Annotated in this window: 20 protein-coding genes; 16 read left to right on the top strand and 4 right to left on the bottom strand. The window is 38.8% G+C overall.

Going from position 1 to position 19,828, the window contains the following annotated elements; genetic code table 11:
- Window positions 1–188 precede the first annotated feature (188 nt).
- The 10 genes from spoIID (at window position 189) to C7Y47_RS24940 (ending at window position 7,688) form a co-directional block, all read left to right on the top strand.
- A complete protein-coding gene (gene spoIID, locus C7Y47_RS13060; RefSeq protein WP_255505166.1) occupies window positions 189–1,070 on the top strand; it encodes a stage II sporulation protein D in 882 nt (293 codons plus the stop codon).
- Between the two features lie 37 nt (window positions 1,071–1,107).
- Window positions 1,108–1,773 (top strand): M23 family metallopeptidase, encoded by a 666-nt coding sequence (locus C7Y47_RS13055; RefSeq protein ID WP_142509177.1) that lies wholly within the window; start codon window positions 1,108–1,110, stop codon window positions 1,771–1,773.
- Window positions 1,774–2,050: 277 nt separating this feature from the next.
- A complete protein-coding gene (locus C7Y47_RS13050; RefSeq protein ID WP_049668034.1) occupies window positions 2,051–2,311 on the top strand; it encodes a sporulation transcriptional regulator SpoIIID in 261 nt (86 codons plus the stop codon).
- Window positions 2,312–2,934: 623 nt separating this feature from the next.
- Complete coding sequence (locus C7Y47_RS13045; RefSeq protein WP_132360382.1) at window positions 2,935–3,930, top strand: rod shape-determining protein; 996 nt, start codon at window positions 2,935–2,937, stop codon at window positions 3,928–3,930.
- Window positions 3,931–3,951: 21 nt separating this feature from the next.
- A complete protein-coding gene (locus C7Y47_RS13040) occupies window positions 3,952–4,785 on the top strand; it encodes a flagellar hook-basal body protein (RefSeq protein WP_142509176.1) in 834 nt (277 codons plus the stop codon).
- Between the two features lie 24 nt (window positions 4,786–4,809).
- Entirely contained in the window at window positions 4,810–5,649 is an 840-nt protein-coding gene (locus C7Y47_RS13035; protein ID WP_142509175.1) for a flagellar hook-basal body protein, read from the top strand.
- A gap of 47 nt (window positions 5,650–5,696) precedes the next feature.
- The gene (locus C7Y47_RS13030) at window positions 5,697–5,981 is read left to right on the top strand and encodes a DNA-directed RNA polymerase subunit beta (RefSeq protein WP_132360388.1); all 285 of its coding nucleotides are present in this window, start codon (window positions 5,697–5,699) and stop codon (window positions 5,979–5,981) included.
- 154 nt (window positions 5,982–6,135) lie between these two features.
- The gene (fabZ, locus tag C7Y47_RS13025; protein ID WP_132360390.1) at window positions 6,136–6,579 is read left to right on the top strand and encodes a 3-hydroxyacyl-ACP dehydratase FabZ; all 444 of its coding nucleotides are present in this window, start codon (window positions 6,136–6,138) and stop codon (window positions 6,577–6,579) included.
- A gap of 225 nt (window positions 6,580–6,804) precedes the next feature.
- On the top strand, window positions 6,805–7,188 hold the full coding sequence (locus C7Y47_RS13020; RefSeq protein ID WP_142509174.1) for a hypothetical protein: 384 nt from the start codon (window positions 6,805–6,807) through the stop codon (window positions 7,186–7,188).
- 107 nt (window positions 7,189–7,295) lie between these two features.
- The gene (locus tag C7Y47_RS24940) at window positions 7,296–7,688 is read left to right on the top strand and encodes a hypothetical protein (protein ID WP_185903486.1); all 393 of its coding nucleotides are present in this window, start codon (window positions 7,296–7,298) and stop codon (window positions 7,686–7,688) included.
- 225 nt (window positions 7,689–7,913) lie between these two features.
- On the opposite strand, the gene C7Y47_RS13010 is transcribed toward C7Y47_RS24940, so the two are convergent.
- On the bottom strand, window positions 7,914–8,339 hold the full coding sequence (locus tag C7Y47_RS13010; RefSeq protein WP_142509173.1) for a YwpF family protein: 426 nt from the start codon (window positions 8,337–8,339) through the stop codon (window positions 7,914–7,916).
- A gap of 575 nt (window positions 8,340–8,914) precedes the next feature.
- On the opposite strand from C7Y47_RS13010, the gene C7Y47_RS13005 reads away from it, so the two are divergent.
- Window positions 8,915–9,337, top strand: coding sequence for a single-stranded DNA-binding protein (locus C7Y47_RS13005; protein ID WP_142509172.1), 423 nt, complete (start codon window positions 8,915–8,917; stop codon window positions 9,335–9,337).
- A gap of 257 nt (window positions 9,338–9,594) precedes the next feature.
- On the opposite strand, the gene C7Y47_RS13000 is transcribed toward C7Y47_RS13005, so the two are convergent.
- Window positions 9,595–12,357 carry a DEAD/DEAH box helicase gene (locus tag C7Y47_RS13000; protein WP_142509171.1) on the bottom strand — a complete coding sequence of 921 codons (2,763 nt, stop codon included), beginning with the start codon at window positions 12,355–12,357 and terminating at the stop codon, window positions 9,595–9,597.
- Window positions 12,354–13,928, bottom strand: coding sequence for a hypothetical protein (locus C7Y47_RS12995; RefSeq protein WP_142509170.1), 1,575 nt, complete (start codon window positions 13,926–13,928; stop codon window positions 12,354–12,356). Before C7Y47_RS12995 ends, C7Y47_RS13000 begins: the two co-directional genes overlap by 4 nt.
- Window positions 13,929–14,126: 198 nt before the next feature.
- On the opposite strand from C7Y47_RS12995, the gene C7Y47_RS12990 reads away from it, so the two are divergent.
- Both C7Y47_RS12990 and C7Y47_RS12985 read left to right on the top strand, forming a co-directional pair.
- Complete coding sequence (locus C7Y47_RS12990) at window positions 14,127–14,600, top strand: transcriptional regulator (protein ID WP_142509169.1); 474 nt, start codon at window positions 14,127–14,129, stop codon at window positions 14,598–14,600.
- 203 nt (window positions 14,601–14,803) lie between these two features.
- Complete coding sequence (locus C7Y47_RS12985; protein WP_142509230.1) at window positions 14,804–15,652, top strand: flagellin; 849 nt, start codon at window positions 14,804–14,806, stop codon at window positions 15,650–15,652.
- A 152-nt stretch (window positions 15,653–15,804) separates the two neighbouring features.
- Here C7Y47_RS12985 and C7Y47_RS12980 read toward each other — a convergent pair whose 3' ends face one another.
- Window positions 15,805–16,083 carry a hypothetical protein gene (locus C7Y47_RS12980; protein ID WP_142509168.1) on the bottom strand — a complete coding sequence of 93 codons (279 nt, stop codon included), beginning with the start codon at window positions 16,081–16,083 and terminating at the stop codon, window positions 15,805–15,807.
- 73 nt (window positions 16,084–16,156) lie between these two features.
- On the opposite strand from C7Y47_RS12980, the gene C7Y47_RS12975 reads away from it, so the two are divergent.
- The 3 genes from C7Y47_RS12975 (at window position 16,157) to C7Y47_RS12965 (ending at window position 19,330) form a co-directional block, all read left to right on the top strand.
- Complete coding sequence (locus tag C7Y47_RS12975; protein WP_221887672.1) at window positions 16,157–17,125, top strand: nuclease-related domain-containing protein; 969 nt, start codon at window positions 16,157–16,159, stop codon at window positions 17,123–17,125.
- 220 nt (window positions 17,126–17,345) lie between these two features.
- Entirely contained in the window at window positions 17,346–18,617 is a 1,272-nt protein-coding gene (locus tag C7Y47_RS12970) for a nucleotide sugar dehydrogenase (protein WP_142509166.1), read from the top strand.
- Window positions 18,614–19,330 carry a WecB/TagA/CpsF family glycosyltransferase gene (locus C7Y47_RS12965; RefSeq protein ID WP_142509165.1) on the top strand — a complete coding sequence of 239 codons (717 nt, stop codon included), beginning with the start codon at window positions 18,614–18,616 and terminating at the stop codon, window positions 19,328–19,330. The genes C7Y47_RS12970 and C7Y47_RS12965 overlap by 4 nt, the downstream gene beginning before the upstream one ends.
- Window positions 19,331–19,828: the final 498 nt, after the last annotated feature.

The following is a 19,828-nucleotide window of genomic DNA, read 5'->3' as shown; positions in this document are numbered from 1 at the left end:
CCTCTTATATGACGGAAATACGCTTCTTTTCAGCATCCTTTACATATACAGCCCTCAGTCCGTTTACCATCCTATATTGAAGTTCCCTTCACCAACGGTCACATATTTTGAAGAGTTTTAGCATATTATTCCTTATGAAAAAATGGATAATGAGTATAGGCATAATTTGTTTGATTGGAGCATTATATATGCTTCCTGTGGCATTTGGTGAGAGACTTAAGGTTAAGGATTCGCCTGCAACAACAGAGCAAGCTTGTGAAATATTCATAGAAGTGGAGGGACAACAGGAGAAAATCCCTTTAGAAACTTACGTAACTGGTGTGGTAGCTGCCGAAATGCCTGTTTCATTTAAAAAAGAAGCTTTAAAGGCACAAGCTATTGCAGCACGGACTTACGCGTTGAAATCGACAAATTACGGTAAAATAGCTATCGCTCCTACTGTTGCTAGACAAGTTTTTTACAATAAGGAGCAAAGAAAAGAGAATTGGACTAGCAATTTCCCGGGGAATGAAAAGAAAATTGTCGAGGCTATTAATGAAACGAAAGGACAAGTTCTTCAATATAATAATGAATTAATTACGGCAATGTTTCATTCTACGAGCAATGGAAAAACAGAAAGTGCCTACGATTTTAGTGGCAATGATGTCCCTTATTTACAAAGTGTTACTAGTAATTCGGATTTATCATCCCCAAAGTTTTCAGCGATGAAAGAATGGACATTAGCTGAATGGAATGCACTGTGGCCTGTGAAATGGCAGGTAAGTGACTTCAACCGTGTACAGTTATTTGTAAATGATTCAGGACGTGTTGAGCGCATGCAGTTAGGTAAGAATGTGTGGTCAGGACGAGAAGTGCGAACACTTTTAGAAATACCATCAACGGATTTTAAAATTGCCTATAATTCTGCCGCTGGAAAAGTGCAAGTAAGTACGAAAGGATACGGGCATGGGGTAGGAATGAGTCAATATGGAGCAGAGGCTATGGCTAGCGATGGGAAAACTGCTGACGAAATTTTACACTATTATTATCAAGATATTGAAATAAAAAAGATAGATGCATGTTTAAAATAACTTCTAGTTGTTCACACTGCCACTAGAGGTGATGAAAATGAGAGAGGATAAAAATAGTAAAACTTCTCAAAATCAAGATGAAAAAGTTCAATTACAGAAGAAACCATGGTTTTGGCCAGCAGTTTACGCTGGTGGTGCTCTAATGCTAGCAGGTTTGCTACTTGGTTACAATAGTCTTGTATCCAAAGTAGAAGAAGCTCCGTCACCAAACGTAGCTGAGGTAGATTCAGGTCCTGTAGTTGAAACAAATGCAAAAACAGAAACAATGAAGTACCCATTCAAGGAAGCGAATCTTAGTAAGATGCAAGTTTCACAAGAGTTTTATGAAGTAGAAGCTAATGCAGAGTCGCGTGAAAAAGCACTAATGGTATTTAATCAAACATTTACGACATCTTCCGGTATTACTCTTTCTATGAATGGTGAAGAATTTGAAGTACTTGCAGCTCTAAGTGGTAAGGTAAAACAAGTTAAACTTGACGCATTTACAGGCAATAAAATTGTTATTGAGCATGCAGATGGTAAGGAAACACATTATAGCTCTGTAAAAGACATTGCTGTCAAGGAAGGCGATGAGGTAACACAAGGTCAATTACTTGGAAAAGCGACTGACAATGAGTGGAACCAAGCAGCTGGCGTTAACTTGCATTTTGAAGTACTAGAAAACGGAAAATATATGAATCCGAAAAAATTACTAGCCTTTTAATTGAAGTCTCTCACCTTTATAGGTGGGAGACTTCTGCTAGTTTAAGTCACTTTTCAGCGTTAGCATAATTGATGATAGGAAAATTCGTAGATTTTAACTATAGTAAATAATAATTTTACATTGAAAGAAATAAATACTAAAAAATGCATAAAAAATCGGAATTTTATCGTGAAAATGTAAAACGTGTTCTGAATAGCTTTGTCCTCACATAAGGTGAAGAAATGCGCAGACGTGCATCTGATGCCATTTGTGAAATTGTGTGGAAAGGACGAAGAACGTGCACGAGCACATTCGGAAGCGCTGCATACGCCTCGGTGAATTATTGATTGAGACGCGTGAAACTGTGCGTGTCCTCGCGAAAATGACAGGTTATTCAAAAAGTACGGTGCACAAAGATTTAACAGAGCGACTGCCAACAATTCATGAAGGATTAGCTGAGCAAGTAAAGGAAATACTCGCCTACCATAAGGCCGTACGTCATATTCGTGGAGGAGAGGCAACGAAAAACAAGTGGAAGGAAAGAACGAGTCAAGATTGATTCGTTCTTTTTTTGATGCAAAGGACAAGCTTCCTTACATAAAATCGACTGAGTACGAAATTGGGATAAACATTGTGTATATTAGTTGGTTGTAGTGGATAATGGGCGATTCCTTTTAGATCACAGTGTCATAGATGAGACCCTAGAGCGAAGCGTGTAGGGGTAAAAAGACTAAAAGCATTACGTCCTAGGATAACGGCTTCGTGACCAACATCCTGCTGCCGCTACGCTTTCGCACAAAAAACGCCTGTTGCCCCGACGCCCCAAGAAGCATTGCTCTTCGCGAAAGCGAGGCGTCAGCAACAAATGTTTTAACTGTGCGAAAGCGCAGTGTAACGAAGCGGCAGCAACAAATGTTTTAACTGTGCGAAAGCGCAGTATAACGAAGCGGCAGCAACACAAAGCGCTCATTCGGAACGGAAAACAACCGCATGATAGGCGATGAGTCAAAAAAGTGCTGAAACGATTTCTTCTTTTCAAGAAGTGTTCATATAATTGAAAGAATGCAGGTCAGTTAACTAAAATTAGGTGTAATTACCAGTTGAGTATGATAAAATATTCTAGATAAACAGATAAAAACGAACGTTATGTAGTTGGAAATGGCGGGAAGGAGAAATTATAAAATGTTTTCGAAAGATATAGGCATTGACTTAGGAACTGCGAACGTATTAATTCACGTTAAAGGCAAAGGAATCGTCTTAAATGAACCATCAGTTGTGGCGATTGATAAAAAAACAAATAAAGTGTTAGCGGTAGGAGAAGAGGCTCGCCAAATGGTAGGGCGTACACCGGGGAATATTACTGCAATTCGTCCACTACGAGATGGTGTCATTGCAGATTTTGATGTTACAGAAGCGATGCTAAAACATTTCATCAACAAATTAAACGTCAAAGGATTTTTAGCTAAGCCACGTATTTTAATTTGCTGTCCAACAAACATTACTAGTGTTGAACAAAAAGCGATTCGTGAAGCTGCAGAAAAATCTGGTGGAAAAAAAGTATACTTAGAAGAAGAACCAAAAGTTGCAGCTATTGGAGCAGGTATGGATATATTCCAACCTAGCGGCAATATGGTAGTTGATATTGGCGGCGGGACAACTGATATTGCAGTCCTATCAATGGGTGATATTGTAACGAGTGAGTCCATTAAAGTGGCAGGAGATATTTTTGATAATGATATTTTACAATATATTAAAAAAGAATATAAATTGCTAATAGGTGAACGTACTGCAGAAGCCATAAAAATTACAATTGGTACAGTCTTTAAAGGTAGCCGAAATGATTCAATGGACATTCGTGGTCGAGATATGGTGACAGGTCTACCGCGTACAATAACGATTCACTCAGAGGAGATTGAACGTGCATTACATGAATCGGTTGCTATGATTGTTCAATCTGCAAAAAATGTATTAGAAAAAACACCACCAGAGCTATCAGCAGATATAATTGATCGTGGGGTTATTATTACTGGCGGTGGTGCATTATTACATGGTATGGACCAGCTATTAATCGAAGAGCTAAAAGTACCTGTGTTCATTGCAGATCAACCTATGGATTGTGTAGCAATTGGTACAGGCATTATGCTTGAAAACATTGATCGAGTGCCCGCATCCTTATAAAAATTTAATGAGGTGATTCCTTTGTTTAAAGGGTTTTATACAGTTGCAACTGGTATGATTGCACAACAAAGACGAACAGAATTACTTACCAACAATTTATCAAATGCAAATACACCTGGATTTAAAGCAGACCAATCAACAATCCGCTCATTTCCTGACATGCTCATGTCGAGTGTAGGAAAAACGAATGCACCTGCTAACCAGCAAGCAGGCTCTCAATATATGAGCCAAGTTGGCGCATTAAATACAGGGATTTATATGCAAGAAACATTACCAAATTACATACAAGGCCAAATCTATAGCACTGATTTCACGACAGATATGGCTTTGATCGATGGAAACTTACCGCAAAATGAAGATGGCACTTCTGGATCTATTTTCTTCCGTTTAGCACATCCAAATGGGGGCGAAGCATATACACGCAACGGGAATTTTACATTAGATGGCCAAGGCTATTTAGTAAATCCACAGGGACTGTATGTGCTATCAGACAGAGGTCAACGCATCCAGCTGCCGAATGATGATTTTCGTCTAGATGAGAACGGGGCAATTTATGTTAATAATCAGCAAGTAGCTCGTGTTGGAGTATCATTTTCAGCGAATCCGAACATGCTACGTAAGCAGGATAATGGTTTAATTCGAACAGAAGATGGTGGGAACTTACCGACAGCTTACGGTGCCAATGGCGTAGCCTTTACACTGCGTCAAAATTATCTAGAGGGCTCAAACGTAGACTCTAGTCGTACAATGACTGATTTAATGACAGCATATCGCGCTTTCGAAGCTAACCAAAAAGTGTTACAGGCTTACGATCGCAGTATGGAAAAGGCTGCAAATGAAATCGGGAAAGTATAATAGGCAAACTGGAGGCGTTTGAACATGTTACGTACAATGATGACTGCAACAAACACAATGGGGCAATTACAAAATAAACTAGATACTATTAGTAATAACATTGCCAATAGCAGCACACTCGGCTATAAATCCCAAGAAGCTACATTTAATGAATTGCTTTATCAGCAATATAATAATGACAAGCAAGACCGAGCTGACCGACAATCACCTGTTGGCATCCGTTATGGATCAGGTGCAATGCTTGGACAAATTCAATCAAATCAAAAGCAAGGCTCTCTCCAAACAACAAATCGTGACCTTGATTTAGCCTTTACAAAACCAAAGCAATATTTCAATATTTTAATGCCAGATGGTGAAAATGGCGCAAAAACAGTGTATACTCGTCAAGGTGACTTTTATTTATCACCATTAAATAATGGAACAGTAATGGTTGTAACTGCAGATGGATATCCATTGGCAAACTCAACAGGACAAGCTATTACATTACCGGATAATGTAAAAAGTTTCGCGATCCGTGATGGAGGCGTATTAGAAGCATCATATCCTAATGGAGATGTTATTCGTACTGATGTAGCAGTGACAGAGTTCCAAAAGCCACAGCTAATGGAGAAAATTTCTGGCGCCTATGTTGGATTGCCGAATAACCTAGCTCAGCTTGGATATACACAAGCTGAAGTTGTCACTGAATTACGAGGAGCAAATCGTCAGCAAATTGGCATGCAGAGCGGTTCGCTAGAAATGTCGAATGTAAATCTTTCAAAAGAAATGACGGATTTAATTCAGACGCAGCGTTCTTATCAATTTAATGCAAGAGCTGTAACTTTAGCCGACCAAATGCTTGGGCTCATTAATGGTATTCGATAGTAAATCCGTTATTACTGTTTAGTAAGTAATGAAGAGGAGTACAATCTATGACAAACGATTCAAGTCGAGGTTCTATGCAAACAAAAGAAACCGATACGCCACCAGAAGAGAAGGAACACCGCTCAAATGGAGAGCAACGAGAGGTTCGCTGGGTGCAAATACGGCTGATTCCGATTTGGCTTCGCGTTGTACTTATTATCATCTTAGTTGTTATTGCTGCAGTTGTAGGTGCAATGTTTGGCTATAGTGTAATTGGACAAGGTAAAGCCATGGACGTTTTTAAACCAGAAACATGGCAGCATATATTTGATATTATGAATGGTAAAGAATAAAATTATTCTTTACCATGCTTTGTGTTTACATAAAATATTTTCATTCATTAGGTGTCAAACACCTAATGAATAAAGATGTAGCCTCCGGCGGATGTCACGGATTCTATTCAACGCATTACGCCAAGGCGAAATTGATATTAAGGGGGAAAAGAAAATGTTAACAGCAGAACAAATTCAAGCAATTTTACCGCATCGTTATCCTTTTTTATTCGTTGATCGTATCGTTGAATTAGAAGAAGGCAAGCGTGCAGTTGGTTTAAAAAATGTCTCTATGAACGAAGACTTTTTTAATGGGCATTTCCCTGGCTATCCAGTAATGCCTGGGGTTTTAATTGTAGAGGCGCTAGCACAAGTTGGTGGTGTAGCATTATTAAATGCAGATGAATTCAAAGGTCGTCTAGCTTTCTTGACGGGTATTGATAATTGTCGTTTCAAGCGCCAAGTAGTACCGGGAGATCAACTTCGATTAGAAGTAGAGTTCGTGAAACTACGTGGAGCAATGGGCAAAGGTCACGGTGTGGCCACAGTCGATGGAGAACTAGTATGTGAAGCGGATATTTTATTTGCTATTGGGCCTGAACAGCCAAAACAGGCTTAATTTGCAATTATAGGCTAAAAGATATAAAATAATTATGTCGAGTAATGTCTTTACTGTTAATCTTTTTAATAGTTTATGACATTCCGTACTTTTAGTGATGTGAATGCAGTTAAAGATATCACGATTATTTAAATGTTTTATAAAAATGCAATGGCGTATATGTGATTGTAAATTGAAATACATGTAATTTTAGTTTTGTTTTTAAAACGTAGGAGGATTATATAGATGTATAAGGAATTGTCTTCAGGTGTTAAAATTAGCATTACGCGTTCGATTTCAACATCTTTTGAATCATACTTAGCAAGTATTGATTGGAAAGAAGAGCGTTTTTCTATGGAAGACTTTATTGCTAGCTGGCAAACTTATTTTCAAGATAATGCCGCATGGATCGAAAAAATCCCAGCAGATGTTTTGATGAGTACTGAATTCCATGAAGAGATGGCGCAAAAAATTGATGAAGTAATTGCAAAAATTTTAAATGAAGAACCAACAGCTAAGCAAATTGAAACAATCGAGGCCATGCAAAAAGAGCTAGGTACAAATTATAGCTACAACTGTAAAGCAGAAGCAGCATACGTTGAACAACTGTTAAAAGAAAAACAAAAATAGTTTGTAAAAAAATCGGATAGTTCCCTCCTTTCCCGGGCAATCTATGTAGGATCACAAATACACACATTGTATTTGTTGACATAGCATCGAGAAAGGAGGATTTTTCTATGTGGAGAATGTCATTTTTGGCAATTATTCTTGCTGCTTTATTCCTTGGAGGTTGTAACTGGGGAAACAGAGCTGTTGAAACAAGACCAGCGGAGAATGTTAAACACGACGTTCGCCGAGGTGTTGAGAAAGTAGAAGAAAGAAATGACGTTTACAATCGTGACGTTAATGGTGTTAACCGTAACACTGTTCTACCTGAAGCTACAACACCAGGCACTACTGGTCCAAGAACTACAACTCCGGGTACAACAACACCAGGTACAACAACAGTACCAGGTACAACAACACCAGGTACAAATGCTGATTTAAATAGTACAAATGGCTATAACAATGTACCAAATGCAAACGGTGTTGTTAAAGAAAAGGTCGTCGAAGAAAAAGTAACGCGATAATATAAAAAAGAGTGTTTCCATCCAATGGAAAACACTCTTTTTTTCATTTAATGTGGGAGAGCAATACTCGCGGGAGAGAAGTGAACACTCGCGAAGAACTACTAATATTCTTAGGAAGAGCGTTTTCAGGTAATTGGAAAACACGATATTTGTATATTTTATCTTAAAAGTCTACCTGTCCAATAAAAAAATAACGATGCAAATTTTTGCATCGTTAAATCGAGATCAATCATTTTTGAGTTTTGGTCGTTCTTTCATACCGTGTGAGAAACGGTCCAATAGCTTATCTAACGTAACTCCCTCAACTAGTAATTCGGCTAGTAATTGCTCAGCATATTTCGAGCGTTTTGTCTTTAGTGTCCCTTTTAAAAGGACAGAGATGTGCTCGCCGATTTCTTGAACTGTATGTACGACAACCTGGAAAGGGGCAGGCTCATTATCTGGAAATGAAATAACCGCACGTACATTAAAGACAGTAGCATTTGCTAAAAGTTCATCAAAAATTGAACGATATTGACGGTCCATAAACAGTTCGAGAATCCAAGATTGATGGCTATTCTCCTGGTTAATAATAATACCATCGACTAAAGGGAAAGGTTGCATGCCGTCTTTTGTGACAAGGTCAAAGGAAAGCATCTTAAATGTTTTCATTATGTAAAATCCTCCTAAGTCGGTCATCCTTTTTAGTATAACATATTCAATTAGCTCTGTTTTACTTCATTCCGCAAGTGTTTTGGTAGCGACAGGTAAAGGGGGGAGGTGAAGCGGTATTAAGTCACTTTTCAACATCCGCTGAAATAGAGGTGCTCACGTGGCATTACCGTAATGGCCGACATCGTGTCGGACCTCATGTTGCTGCCGCTAAGTTAGCCTTGCGCTTTCACCGATTCCAGACGCATTGTATATCTGCGCGACAACGGCAAATGTATTCTGTAGCGAAAGCAAAGTGTCAGCATCAATTATGCCGATGCATCATTGATGATAGGATTAATGCTGTGTTTTCGCACAATCTGCAAAAACAGCGAAATTGCATATTTCAACAATTAGCATTTGCTATTACAGCGAAAAGCATTCTGCCCAAAAAATCTTTCAATACATGAAAAGTAAAATGCTCAATATATCCAATTTATGATTAAAAATTAAGGGAAATGATAAAAATCGACTTTTGCCAACGTTGGATTAATTTTTGTAAGATGAGAGCAATCAAAAGCAAAGGAGGTGAATCAATGAATCAAGTCGGACTGGTCGGAAGGTTAACAAAGGATCCAGTGTTACGACACTTATCTGGAAATCGCGTGCAAGCACATTTTACTCTAGCCATTAATCGCAATTACAAAAACAGTCGTGGGGAAGTGGATGCTGACTTTATTCTCTGTACAGTATGGGGAAGGCTTGCAGAGCATATCGTCAAATATTGCGGAAAAGGCTCATTAATTGGAGTGAATGGTCGAATTCAATCAAGATCATTTTTAAATGAAGAAAGCACAAAGGTTTTTATAACAGAAGTAGTCGTAGAAGATGTCCGATTTTATCGGCTTAAGCAAAGGGATAGCGAAGGGGCAATTGTGCCTCCAAAGCCACCAGAAGAGCAGGAAGGCTTAAAGGATTTTGTGCTACCTGAGGCAGAAGTACAATTGCCAGCAATATAGCAGCTCTAATTGTTACATACGGGGCAAGGGACAAGTTGTCTGATCCGCCATTCTCCTTCTATTCTTGCGCCGTAATCGATTTAGAAAGGATGATGTCTACATTTCATAACGAAGTTCATTGCTGAAGACCGCACAGCAATGAGCATATTAAACACAACTAAATATATATATGAAGTAAGTAGGGGAAGAAGTAACAGTAAGATCCACTGAAATAAAAGAGCGCCAAGAACGTTGTGCTCTTGGCGCATCTCGCATCTTTAAAAATCGAGTTTCATTAAATCACGAAGTTCGTCATCTTCTAATTCAGTTAACCACTGGCTTGATTGAATTAGTTCTTCTGATAGTGCAGATTTTTGGGCTAGCATTTTATCAATTTTCTCTTCGATAGTACCAATTGTAACAAACTTATGCACTTGTACAAATTGTGTTTGGCCAATTCGATATGCACGGTCTGTCGCTTGATTTTCAACGGCAGGATTCCACCAACGATCTGCGTGTAATACATGATTTGCTGCTGTTAAATTGAGCCCTGTTCCACCCGCTTTTAAGGAAAGGATAAATATAGGAAAATCTCCTGCCTGGAAAGTCTCAACTAAGCGGTCACGCTGCTGCTTAGGCATTGCACCTGTTAAGAAAGGTGCATCAATATTATATAGTTCACTAAAACAATGCTGTAGTAATTGCCCCATTCCAATATATTGTGTGAAAATGAGGCACTGCTCGCCGTTGTCCACGATTTCTGTAGCCATTTGCACGATACGTTCTAATTTCGTAGAACGAGTAAGCATTGATTCGGCATCCTCGAAAGGTTCTTTTAAATACAAGGCAGGATGATTACATAATTGCTTTAACTTACTGAGCATCTTTAAGACGCGTCCCTTCTTTTGAAAGCCTGTTAATTGCTCCAGCTGATCGAGCGTCTCTAATATATATCCTTCGTATAGAGATGCTTGCTCAGTTGTTAATGGGCAGTATTCATGAGACTCTTGTTTATCTGGTAAGTTAAGCTGTAAGTGTGGGTCACGCTTTGTACGACGAAGTAAAAATGCTTGAATTTTTGCACGTAACTTCTGTTTATGTGACTCAGACTCATCTCGTTCTATCGGTAAAATAAATTCTTCATTAAAGCGACCGAAGCTACCTAAATAGCCCTTATGGATAAAGTCAAAAATTGCCCATAGCTCCGACAAACGGTTTTCTACTGGCGTACCCGTTAAAGCAATATGATGCGTCCCTTGTAATTTACGAATAGCCCTTGATTGTAGCGTTTGCATATTTTTAATATTTTGAGCCTCGTCTAGCACAACGGTTGCCCATTCTACTTCCTGTAAAAACTCTGCATCCTGTGATACCGTGCCATAGGTAGATAAAATCACATGTGGTTTTTCTCTTCCTACTAGCTGTTTAAAAGCGTCTTCCTTTGCTCGATTCGCCTGATAATGCGTATGCACACTCAAGGAAGGAGCAAAACGAGCAAGTTCCTTTTGCCAGTTGCCTAGTACAGACGTAGGGCAAATAATGATGGATGGTTTTGAATCCTCAGTTGTATCATAAAGATGAAGTAAATATGAAATAAGCTGAACTGTTTTACCAAGACCCATATCATCAGCTAGGCATGCACCAAAGCTTTGTTCTCGCATAAAGACAAGCCATTCAAAGCCCTCATGCTGATAAGGACGTAATTCTGCCTGCAAAGATGTAGGAACCTGTACAGTAGGGAGTCCTTTTTTCTCCTGAAGCTGCTCCATATAGGATTTCAGCGATTTTTGCAATTCAAATGCAAAAATCGGGTCATCTCGCATTGCATCATCGGCATCTTCTTCTTCAAGAGGTAAGGATAAATCCTCTGGTAGTTCACGGAATAGTAATTCGCGAACGGTCCAGCTTTCATCTTCTGCTTGCTGCATCAATGCACGCATTTCTTGCATCCAGTTCGCATCGACTCGGAACCATTCTGTACCAATACGAATGAATTCGCGTTTCTCATCTACAAGCTTTTTAAATTGCTCAGGTGAAATGGACTGGCCATTCATAGAAAACTGCCATTTAAACGTTAAAATATCATCTAGTCCAGCAACCTTTTTTGTCGCTACATTGCCAGTACTTACGCGAACACGCATTTTTGACTGTTTTAAATCTTTTAGCCAAGCCGGTAGTACAACGTCAAAGCCGAGTGCTTGTAATCTTGCTAAATCTTCACGTAAAAATGTTCGAACTTGTAAATCGTCAAGCATAATGCGGATGAAAATATCGCTACGTAAATCTTCAATAGAAAGAAGATCTACAATTTGTCTTTGTTGTTGTTCAATAGCATCAGCATACATTTGCCATTTTGCCGGTAGAGCATCAGCAATTGGTAGTGACTGCTTTCGCATAGCTGGCGTCCAGTAGTTTTTGGCTGTAGGCGTACTTAGTACTGTTTCTAAAAGCCAAACATCTGAATCTTCCTCAGGCTCACCTAAGCGTAGGGAGACAGTAACTGCACCTGCCTGTCGTTCTTGCTCTAGTGGCCAACCACCACGCAAGAAAAATGGCATTAGTTTTGGTAAATCAGACAGTATAAGACCTACTTGAGCTAGTTTTTGCTGCACTGCCGTTTCTAATAAAGCTGTATCTTCACCTTCTATAGGGAATGTTAGCGTGGAAAAATCATCTGCAATTACTGCGTGTGACCAGAGCGAGGGCTCCTGCCAATACGTTTGTAAAGCAGACACTTTTTCTAGCCAAACCTGACTTTCTGTGTTCGTACCTTGCCAGTCAATAAAAGGATGCAGATAGCGCCGTGAAAAAATATCAAGGAGCTCAGAGGTTGAAACTTCAATCGTACGTTCTGAGCGATTGGTTAATAAACCATAGACATTCGCTTCATAGTTAAAAAATAATGAAGAAATGAGTGAGTCTGCTTCCATTGCTGCACCATCAGCAGTATATCCCTGTAACGTAAAATATCCTTCCTGTGCTGCATGAATACGAAGCTGTTGCTTTTTTGAAAACGGGGAAGGAGCATTTATAGTCATCATACTAAGTTTCCTTTCTCAATTTCTTCTTGTAATGCACGAAGTCGTTTATACTCTGCACGAATTGTTTGCATATATGTCTCGAAATAAGCAGTTTTACCAGCACGCTTTGCTGCACTGCGCATACTTTTCCAGATTCGTACAGCCTGCTTATAGTTCATACGTGATTTTTGTGTAATTTCAGCCATGGCATATAGATGATATAAGGGCAATACTGTTGCAGGCGCAACCTGAAGTACATCTTTTAATCCACACATTTCTAAATAAGAAAGGGAGGAGAGATTTAACTGATGGAGGGCTGCCCATTCACGATAACGTCCTTTTTTAATAAGAAGGAACGAAAACGGTTGAAGCCCATAAACACCAAATGCACTATATAATGTAACTTCCTGTTCTTCCGTAAGCTGTATGTCCTCGTATAAAAGCTGAAATTGCCTTACATATTGAGCACGTTTTACAACTGGTACTGTTTGCTGTAAAAAGACTTCGGTAAATGGTAGCATTGCACGTAAAATAATGGACTGTGCATGTGATTCGCCAGCACGTTTTGCAAAAGTAGCCAGCTCAAATAGGTCCTGCATATGTTGTCCATCAATATGTGCAATGCTTTCCTGTAATAAACTTTCTTTTTGTAGCAGCACATAAAATAGCAGTTTTAATGACTGCAAGGAAATCTCAGGTGAAGGATTCTCAAGGTTATTTATAAGTGCTAATTCCTGTTCACGACGAGGCTTTTCATAAAAAAGCATTGCCCAAAGTAGCATATATATTTGTAGTCGATCAGCAAATAATCCTTGTCGTTCCAATAAAAGTTCTCGAACTAACTCCTGAATCGCATCATAAAATGGATCAGTGGCAAAAAGTCGTGATCGTCCCGTTAGCTCCGTCAATGTACTTTCGAATGATTGGACACTTTGATCAATATAATATTTCATATAAGGAGAATCCAAAGAATGTCCTTTTGTTTCATTTAAATGACGCCATATTGTATTAAAGATCGATAGCTCCATAAAAAGCTTATAAAGTGGCTGCCACTCACGCTCGAAAGGCATATGCCGTTGAAGTCGCTCCAATGCATCTGTTCGTATAGCTGAAAGGCCATATCCTTCTAGAATTCGCCCAGGTGGCAATAAGCGTTTCATGACTTCATCGACCATCAATCTCCAGCTTTCTGGACTTCGTTCATCTGCTAATGATTTTAATTGCACTGATTTTTGAGCGCGCCATGCACTTGACCAATTTTGCACCGAATCAAAATACTGATAAAGAGCAAGCAATGAGCCAACCTGATGTCTACACCATTTCAGCTGAGGACAGTTACAGTGCAGCTCCTCTTTAGCAAAATCAATTTCTACAGTAGCAGGTCTGACATCCTGTACGCTTGCATATAATGTAGAACTTGCTCCATTAAAACGTTCAAAGACAACTGATTTATTTCGCACTGAAAAAACAGCACGACGCACTAGCTCTTCGTCTTCAGTAGAGGAAGGATGTAACGCCTGTTCAGCTTCCTGTAATTTGGTAAGGATAAATTCTTGGTGTTCCTTAGCTAATTGGGCAATAGACAATGCCATAACCTCACTCCTTTCAAAATGTATAGCTAGTGGGCATGTGTAAATATAAGAAAAAAAGACTGTCCTTCCATTATACGATTAAAATGCGTACATGATAAGCTGAATGATTTGAAATAAAAAAATCGAGGAGAAGATAGTTAACAAGATAATTTATTTGTGTTAAAATCTGAATAATCAGATAAATAGGGAGGGATAAGGATGATGCAAGTTCAATATATGAAGCCATTTTACACAAAAATCACTGGAGATAAACTACGTCTAGTGTTTGCTTATCAATATTTCTCTATTTTAAAAGAGAATGAGATTTTCCATTTCATTCCTATCGAAGGTAAAGAGATGATTATCAACTTGAATACACAACAAATTGAAAATATATCCGAGGTATTTGTTTTCCAGAAAGGGAATCGTTTTATCCGACTGCCATTATATCAATTATTATTAATTACAAATGTTCATGAGCATCTAGCACCGATTCTTGAAAGCGCTACTCCAAAGCCTCAGTTACCACTTGTATCTTCAGTGACTGTTGGCGAAGTAGATCAGCTCATTGCAGAATTGGAGCAGCAAAACATTGATAATTTAATAGACCAGGCATTATTAGATCATAATAAAGATCTCTTTTTTGAACTTCTACAACAAAAGAACCATCAACTCGGAGGTTTCGAAAATTGAATACACGGTATTGCAATTAAGCACCTACTTTTCATATGTGAAAAGCGGGTGCTTTTATATATCGATGGGTCTAAAGTCTAAAATGTGGAAATGAACTAAAAGTTATTGATGTATAGAACCTACTAAATTAGAATACATTACCAAAATAAACTTAAAGGAATCTAACATAGACCGATATAAACAACAATGGGGGTGGTGAAATGATGCTTGGAAAATGGTCAGCAACGGGGTTGTCAATTTTAAATAATATGAATAGTCATTACGGTGCAATGAACAAGGCAATGCTTCGAATTTCTTCAGGCTACCGCATCAATAGTGCTGCGGATGATCCAGCGGGACTTGCGATTTCCGAAAAAATGCGTGCGCAAATACGCGGCTTGAACATGGCAGCGAAAAATATCCAGAATGGTATTTCACTTGTTCAAACAGCTGAGGGTGCACTAAATGAAGTACATGATATGATCCAACGCATGCGTGAGCTCGCAGTCCAGGTGAGCAATGATACTTTAACAGATAGTGATCGGGAGAACCTCGATAAGGAATTTCAAGAATTGAAAAAAGAAATTCAACGCATCTCGAAAGACACTGAGTTTAACACAAAGACATTACTAAATGGGGATTATGCTACAAACGGTATTAAAATTCAGGCAGGTGCCAACGCAGGCCAAAGTATCGAGCTGTTTATTGGCAATATGGGGGCTGGAGCACTTGGCTTGGACGATAAGACATCCATCGCAACTCGAAACGACGCCAACAAAGCAATTTCCACAATGGACGAGGCTTTAAAACGTGTATCAAGCGAGCGCTCAAGACTAGGCGCCTACCAAAATCGCCTAGAGCACGCCTATAATGCAAACGTAAACACAGCAGAAAACCTACAAGATGCCGAATCCCGCATTCGCGATGCCGATATCGCAAAAGAAATGATGAACATGGTAAAAGCACAAATCCTAATGCAAGCAAGCCAATATGTACTAGCAATACACATGCAACAAGCACAATCGATTCTAAAACTACTCGAAAGCGGAACAACAAGGAATCCCCGATACTAAAGGAGATTCCTTTTTTTAGTGGGAGTTAGAAAATGAAAGTAAGTCGCTGATAAAAGAGGTGCAATCGCTGAAAGAGAAGTGAAAGCTGTTGATAAAAGTGGGACAATCGCTGATGAAAGTGAAGCAATCGATAAAGAAGAGAGGATCGCTGATTAAAAGCTGAACATCGCTGATAAGAGTGAAATAATCGCTGATAAAGAAGGGAACATCGCTGATAAGAGTGAAACAATCGCTGATAAAAAGGTGAACATCACTGATAAGAGTGAAACAATCGCTGATAAAAAGGTGAGCATCGCTGATAAGAGTGAAACAATCGCTGATAAAAAGATGAACATCGCTGATAAGAGTGAAACAATCGCTGATAAAGAAGAGAGCATCGCTGATAAGAGTACAACAATCGCTGATAAAAAGTGAAAACCGCTGATAGACATGCTATAATCGCTGAAAGAATCCTAAACTAGCTGATAAACCTATTAAAATTCAAATAGAAAAGGAGAGAATTGATTGCTAGTAAAACCCTTTGCACCATCTCCATTGACAAAAGGACTTCAAGCCCTTGTGACTCGGTTACAGCCCACGCACCCACAATATAAAAATTTTCAGCAGGAACTTAAAAATAAAGAAGCAGGCGATTTTGGTGAGCAATATGTTATGAAGGAACTACAGCAAATAGCACTGCTCAATGATTGCTACATTTTTCACAATGTAATACTTCCCTCTGTTTTTCCCATGCAAATTGATATTTTACTCATTGTCCCCAACGCTATTATTCTATTAGAAATTAAAAATATTCGAGGAACTGTACATTTTAAAAGTGACCCACGCCAGCTCATTCGTACATCGGAATCTGGGGAGGTTCATGTTTTTACGCATCCTGAAATTCAACTTGAACAATATATTCAAGGTATGAAACATTTCTTAGACACCCAACATATTTCTATACCCATTTATGGGGCTGTTGTCTTCCCATTTAATAATGTAAATATTCATCGAGAGGATGGACGATTGCCGATTTTAATGGCAAAAGAGCTACCGATATTTCTGCATCAACATTTAGAGAAAAGTAAAGAGACGACAACAATGACAGAAATTAAAACCATTATTTTGTCACATTTGCGGAACAGGGCACCATTTCCGCTTTGCCAATACTATCAAATTGATGCCTCTGCTTTGCGGCGTGGTGTTTATTGTGAAAACTGTGGGGAGTTTGGGATGGAGAAATTGCGCATGACTTGGTATTGTCCAAGTTGTAAATTTCAAAGTAAAACCGCACATATACGAGCACTACTGGATTATCACATGCTAGTAGGAGATACAATATCGAACAGTGAATGTCGTGAGTTCTTGAATATTGAGAGTCAGTATATAGCAAAACGGCTTTTACAAAAATTAAATTTATCAAGTATCGGGCCTGATCGAATTAGGAAGTACCATTTGTCCGACTTATATAGGAATTCGCCGCTAAAAGAGTGAGTTGCGCCGCTAACCAAAGAAGAACGCCGCTAAAACCCGAAATACCGCCACAAACCGACAAAGCTTTTGCTAATCGGACACAGAAAACAGCTACAAAGTAACAAATTGATTCACACTTTCAGTGGAAAGATGTATACTATAATGCAGAACAAAATGCATCACGCATTTATAGAACATATAACATAACTACTCGTTTTTGAAACGGAAGGAAGAATAGAGAATGACTAAATCAATTTGTGTCGTTGGACTTGGCTACATCGGTTTACCAACGGCTGTAATGTTTGCCAACCACGGCATAAAAGTACATGGGGTGGACGTAAACCCGGCAGCAGTAAAAAGTATTCAAGAGAAAAAACTTCATATTGAAGAAAATGGATTGCAGGAGCGCCTGAACAAAGCAGTAGATGAAGGTTTCTTAACTGCGTCAACGACACCACAGGAATCGGACGTATTCATCGTTGCTGTTCCGTCGCCAATTAATCCTGATAATACAGCGAATTTAGAATATGTGCGTCAAGCTACGGCTTCGATCGTGCCACTCTTGAAAAAAGGTGACCTTGTCATTCTTGAATCGACAGTACCACCGAAAACTGTAGAGCACATTATGCTACCAGAGTTAATCAAAGCAAATCTTGAATTTGGTGTAGATTTATTTGTATCGCATTCACCAGAGCGTGTAATTCCTGGTCGTATTTTTGAAGAATTAGTGAACAACGACCGTATCGTTGGTGGGATTGATGACAAGTCTGCACAAATGACAAAAGAGCTTTATCAAACATTTGTAAATGGTACAATCCACCTTACAGATGCCACTACAGCTGAGTTAGTAAAAGTAATGGAAAATACTTATCGTGATGTAAACATTGCTTTTGCCAATGAGCTTGCAAAATTAGCAGAGAAGTTAGACGTAAACATTTGGGAAGCGATTAAATTTGCGAACTATCACCCACGTGTAAATGTTCACTTCCCAGGTCCTGGTGTAGGTGGTCACTGTATCGCGGTTGACCCTTGGTTCCTAGTTGAGCTAGGTGGCGAGACAGCACAAATTATTCATTTATCTCGTAATACAAATGATAGTATGCCAAGCTTTACAGCACAAAAAACACAAGCAATCTTAAATCAAAACAAAATTGCTAGTGGCAAAGTAGCTGTTCTTGGACTAGCCTTCAAAGGTAACGTAGATGACATGCGTGAAAGTCCATCTACAATCGTTATTGACGAGTTACAAAATCTTGGATTAGAAGTTATTTCATACGATCCACACATTAAAGAAAACAAACATGCTACACAAACACAAAGCTTAGAAGAAGCGACAAAAGATGCAGATATCATTGTTGTTCTAACGGATCATAATGAATTCAAAGCATTAGACGTTGCAGAAATTACAGCGAAATCAAAAATCGTCTTTGATACGAAAAACTGCTTAAAACGCGATAAATGGGAAGAAGCAGGCTTCCAGTTCCACCTTTTAGGAGATGCGAAAAACCGATGAAAGAAACAGTACTTGGCATCAATGTCAATACGGAAGGCTACGATGAATTAATGGAGATGGCATTCGAGCGTATTGAAACAAAACAAAAGGCGCTCGTTGTTGCCATCAATCCAGAAAAGATTATCAAGGCAAAAGAAGACCCTGCTCTAAAGAAGCTACTTAACGAAGCGGAATTTCAAATTCCAGATGGCATTGGTGTTATTCTTGCTTCCAAAATTCAAAAAGGGCAAATTCGTGAACGTGTTACAGGCGTCGATATGATGATGAAGCTTTGCGAGGAAGCGGCAAAACGTGGCAAGCCTATTTTCCTTTATGGAGGAAAACCGGGTGTTGCAGATGCGGCCAAAGCAAAACTAGAATCATTATTTCCTTCTATTAAAATAGTCGGCACACAGGACGGCTATGAAAAGAACGAACAGAAAGTACTTGACCGCATTAACGAAGCGCAGCCTGATCTACTTTTTGTAGCGATGGGCAGTCCAAAGCAAGAAAACTGGATTAATGCAAATCGCGATCAATTACATCCAACTATTTATCAAGGCGTAGGTGGATCATTCGATGTGCTGGCGGGTACAGTTAAACGTGCACCAGAGATTTTCCAAAAATTTGGCCTTGAATGGTTTTATCGATTAATGAAAGAACCTAAGCGTATCAAGCGTCAAATTGCACTTCCATTATTTTTATTGGAAGTGGCAAGGAAGAAACGTCAATAATTTTAAAAATTGGTATTGTCGTTTTAAATTGAAAGTGTTAGACTGTATTTGTATAGGAATTTCCTCTATGAAATAAATAGAATTCCCTGCAAGGAAACAACGGTTGGTAGCCCAAGCGAAAAAAGCTCAAGCATTTATATGCTTGAGCTTTTTTCGTGTCTAGAAATATAATTCTGCACTTAAAACATAGATGCATTATCCAAAAATCCCACAGAACATTCACCGAAACGTCTTCTTATTTTACGCCCTTACATTTTCCATAGAAGCAAAAAGAATTACCAATTTTAATAGTAATAAAAATGGGTTGTTGGCCTATAATTGTTCATTAATGTAAAAACATTGAATGCATAAGGGTTGTGTACCAAATTATTGTTGGAAAAGATGTGTAATAACACTTGAAAAATCAGCTTAAATAGATGACAATGGTAAAAGAGAGTTGTATGCCCATGTTTTTCCGGAAATGAATTAGAAACTTTCCCAAAATATGATTGACAACTT

The sequence above is a fragment of the Lysinibacillus sphaericus genome (genome assembly GCF_006864135.1).
Taxonomy (GTDB): domain Bacteria; phylum Bacillota; class Bacilli; order Bacillales_A; family Planococcaceae; genus Lysinibacillus.
The sequence above is the reverse complement of the archived record's forward strand: the minus strand, read 5'-3'. Positions and strand labels throughout refer to the sequence as shown.

What these genes read in the sequence shown, in the direction of transcription:
- C7Y47_RS13035 (WP_142509175.1), top strand. Translation starts at nt 4,810, where the DNA reads ATGTTACGTACAATGATGACTGCAACAAACACAATGGGGCAATTACAA.
- C7Y47_RS13055 (WP_142509177.1), top strand. Translation starts at nt 1,108, where the DNA reads ATGAGAGAGGATAAAAATAGTAAAACTTCTCAAAATCAAGATGAAAAA.
- C7Y47_RS13045 (WP_132360382.1), top strand. Translation starts at nt 2,935, where the DNA reads ATGTTTTCGAAAGATATAGGCATTGACTTAGGAACTGCGAACGTATTA.
- C7Y47_RS12970 (WP_142509166.1), top strand. Translation starts at nt 17,346, where the DNA reads ATGACTAAATCAATTTGTGTCGTTGGACTTGGCTACATCGGTTTACCA.
- C7Y47_RS12980 (WP_142509168.1), bottom strand. Translation starts at nt 16,083, where the DNA reads ATGTCTATCAGCGGTTTTCACTTTTTATCAGCGATTGTTGTACTCTTA.
- C7Y47_RS12995 (WP_142509170.1), bottom strand. Translation starts at nt 13,928, where the DNA reads ATGGCATTGTCTATTGCCCAATTAGCTAAGGAACACCAAGAATTTATC.
- spoIID (WP_255505166.1), top strand. Translation starts at nt 189, where the DNA reads ATGCTTCCTGTGGCATTTGGTGAGAGACTTAAGGTTAAGGATTCGCCT.
- C7Y47_RS13005 (WP_142509172.1), top strand. Translation starts at nt 8,915, where the DNA reads ATGAATCAAGTCGGACTGGTCGGAAGGTTAACAAAGGATCCAGTGTTA.
- C7Y47_RS13010 (WP_142509173.1), bottom strand. Translation starts at nt 8,339, where the DNA reads ATGAAAACATTTAAGATGCTTTCCTTTGACCTTGTCACAAAAGACGGC.
- C7Y47_RS24940 (WP_185903486.1), top strand. Translation starts at nt 7,296, where the DNA reads ATGTGGAGAATGTCATTTTTGGCAATTATTCTTGCTGCTTTATTCCTT.
- fabZ (WP_132360390.1), top strand. Translation starts at nt 6,136, where the DNA reads ATGTTAACAGCAGAACAAATTCAAGCAATTTTACCGCATCGTTATCCT.
- C7Y47_RS13020 (WP_142509174.1), top strand. Translation starts at nt 6,805, where the DNA reads ATGTATAAGGAATTGTCTTCAGGTGTTAAAATTAGCATTACGCGTTCG.
- C7Y47_RS12990 (WP_142509169.1), top strand. Translation starts at nt 14,127, where the DNA reads ATGATGCAAGTTCAATATATGAAGCCATTTTACACAAAAATCACTGGA.
- C7Y47_RS13030 (WP_132360388.1), top strand. Translation starts at nt 5,697, where the DNA reads ATGACAAACGATTCAAGTCGAGGTTCTATGCAAACAAAAGAAACCGAT.
- C7Y47_RS13000 (WP_142509171.1), bottom strand. Translation starts at nt 12,357, where the DNA reads ATGATGACTATAAATGCTCCTTCCCCGTTTTCAAAAAAGCAACAGCTT.
- C7Y47_RS12965 (WP_142509165.1), top strand. Translation starts at nt 18,614, where the DNA reads ATGAAAGAAACAGTACTTGGCATCAATGTCAATACGGAAGGCTACGAT.
- C7Y47_RS12985 (WP_142509230.1), top strand. Translation starts at nt 14,804, where the DNA reads ATGCTTGGAAAATGGTCAGCAACGGGGTTGTCAATTTTAAATAATATG.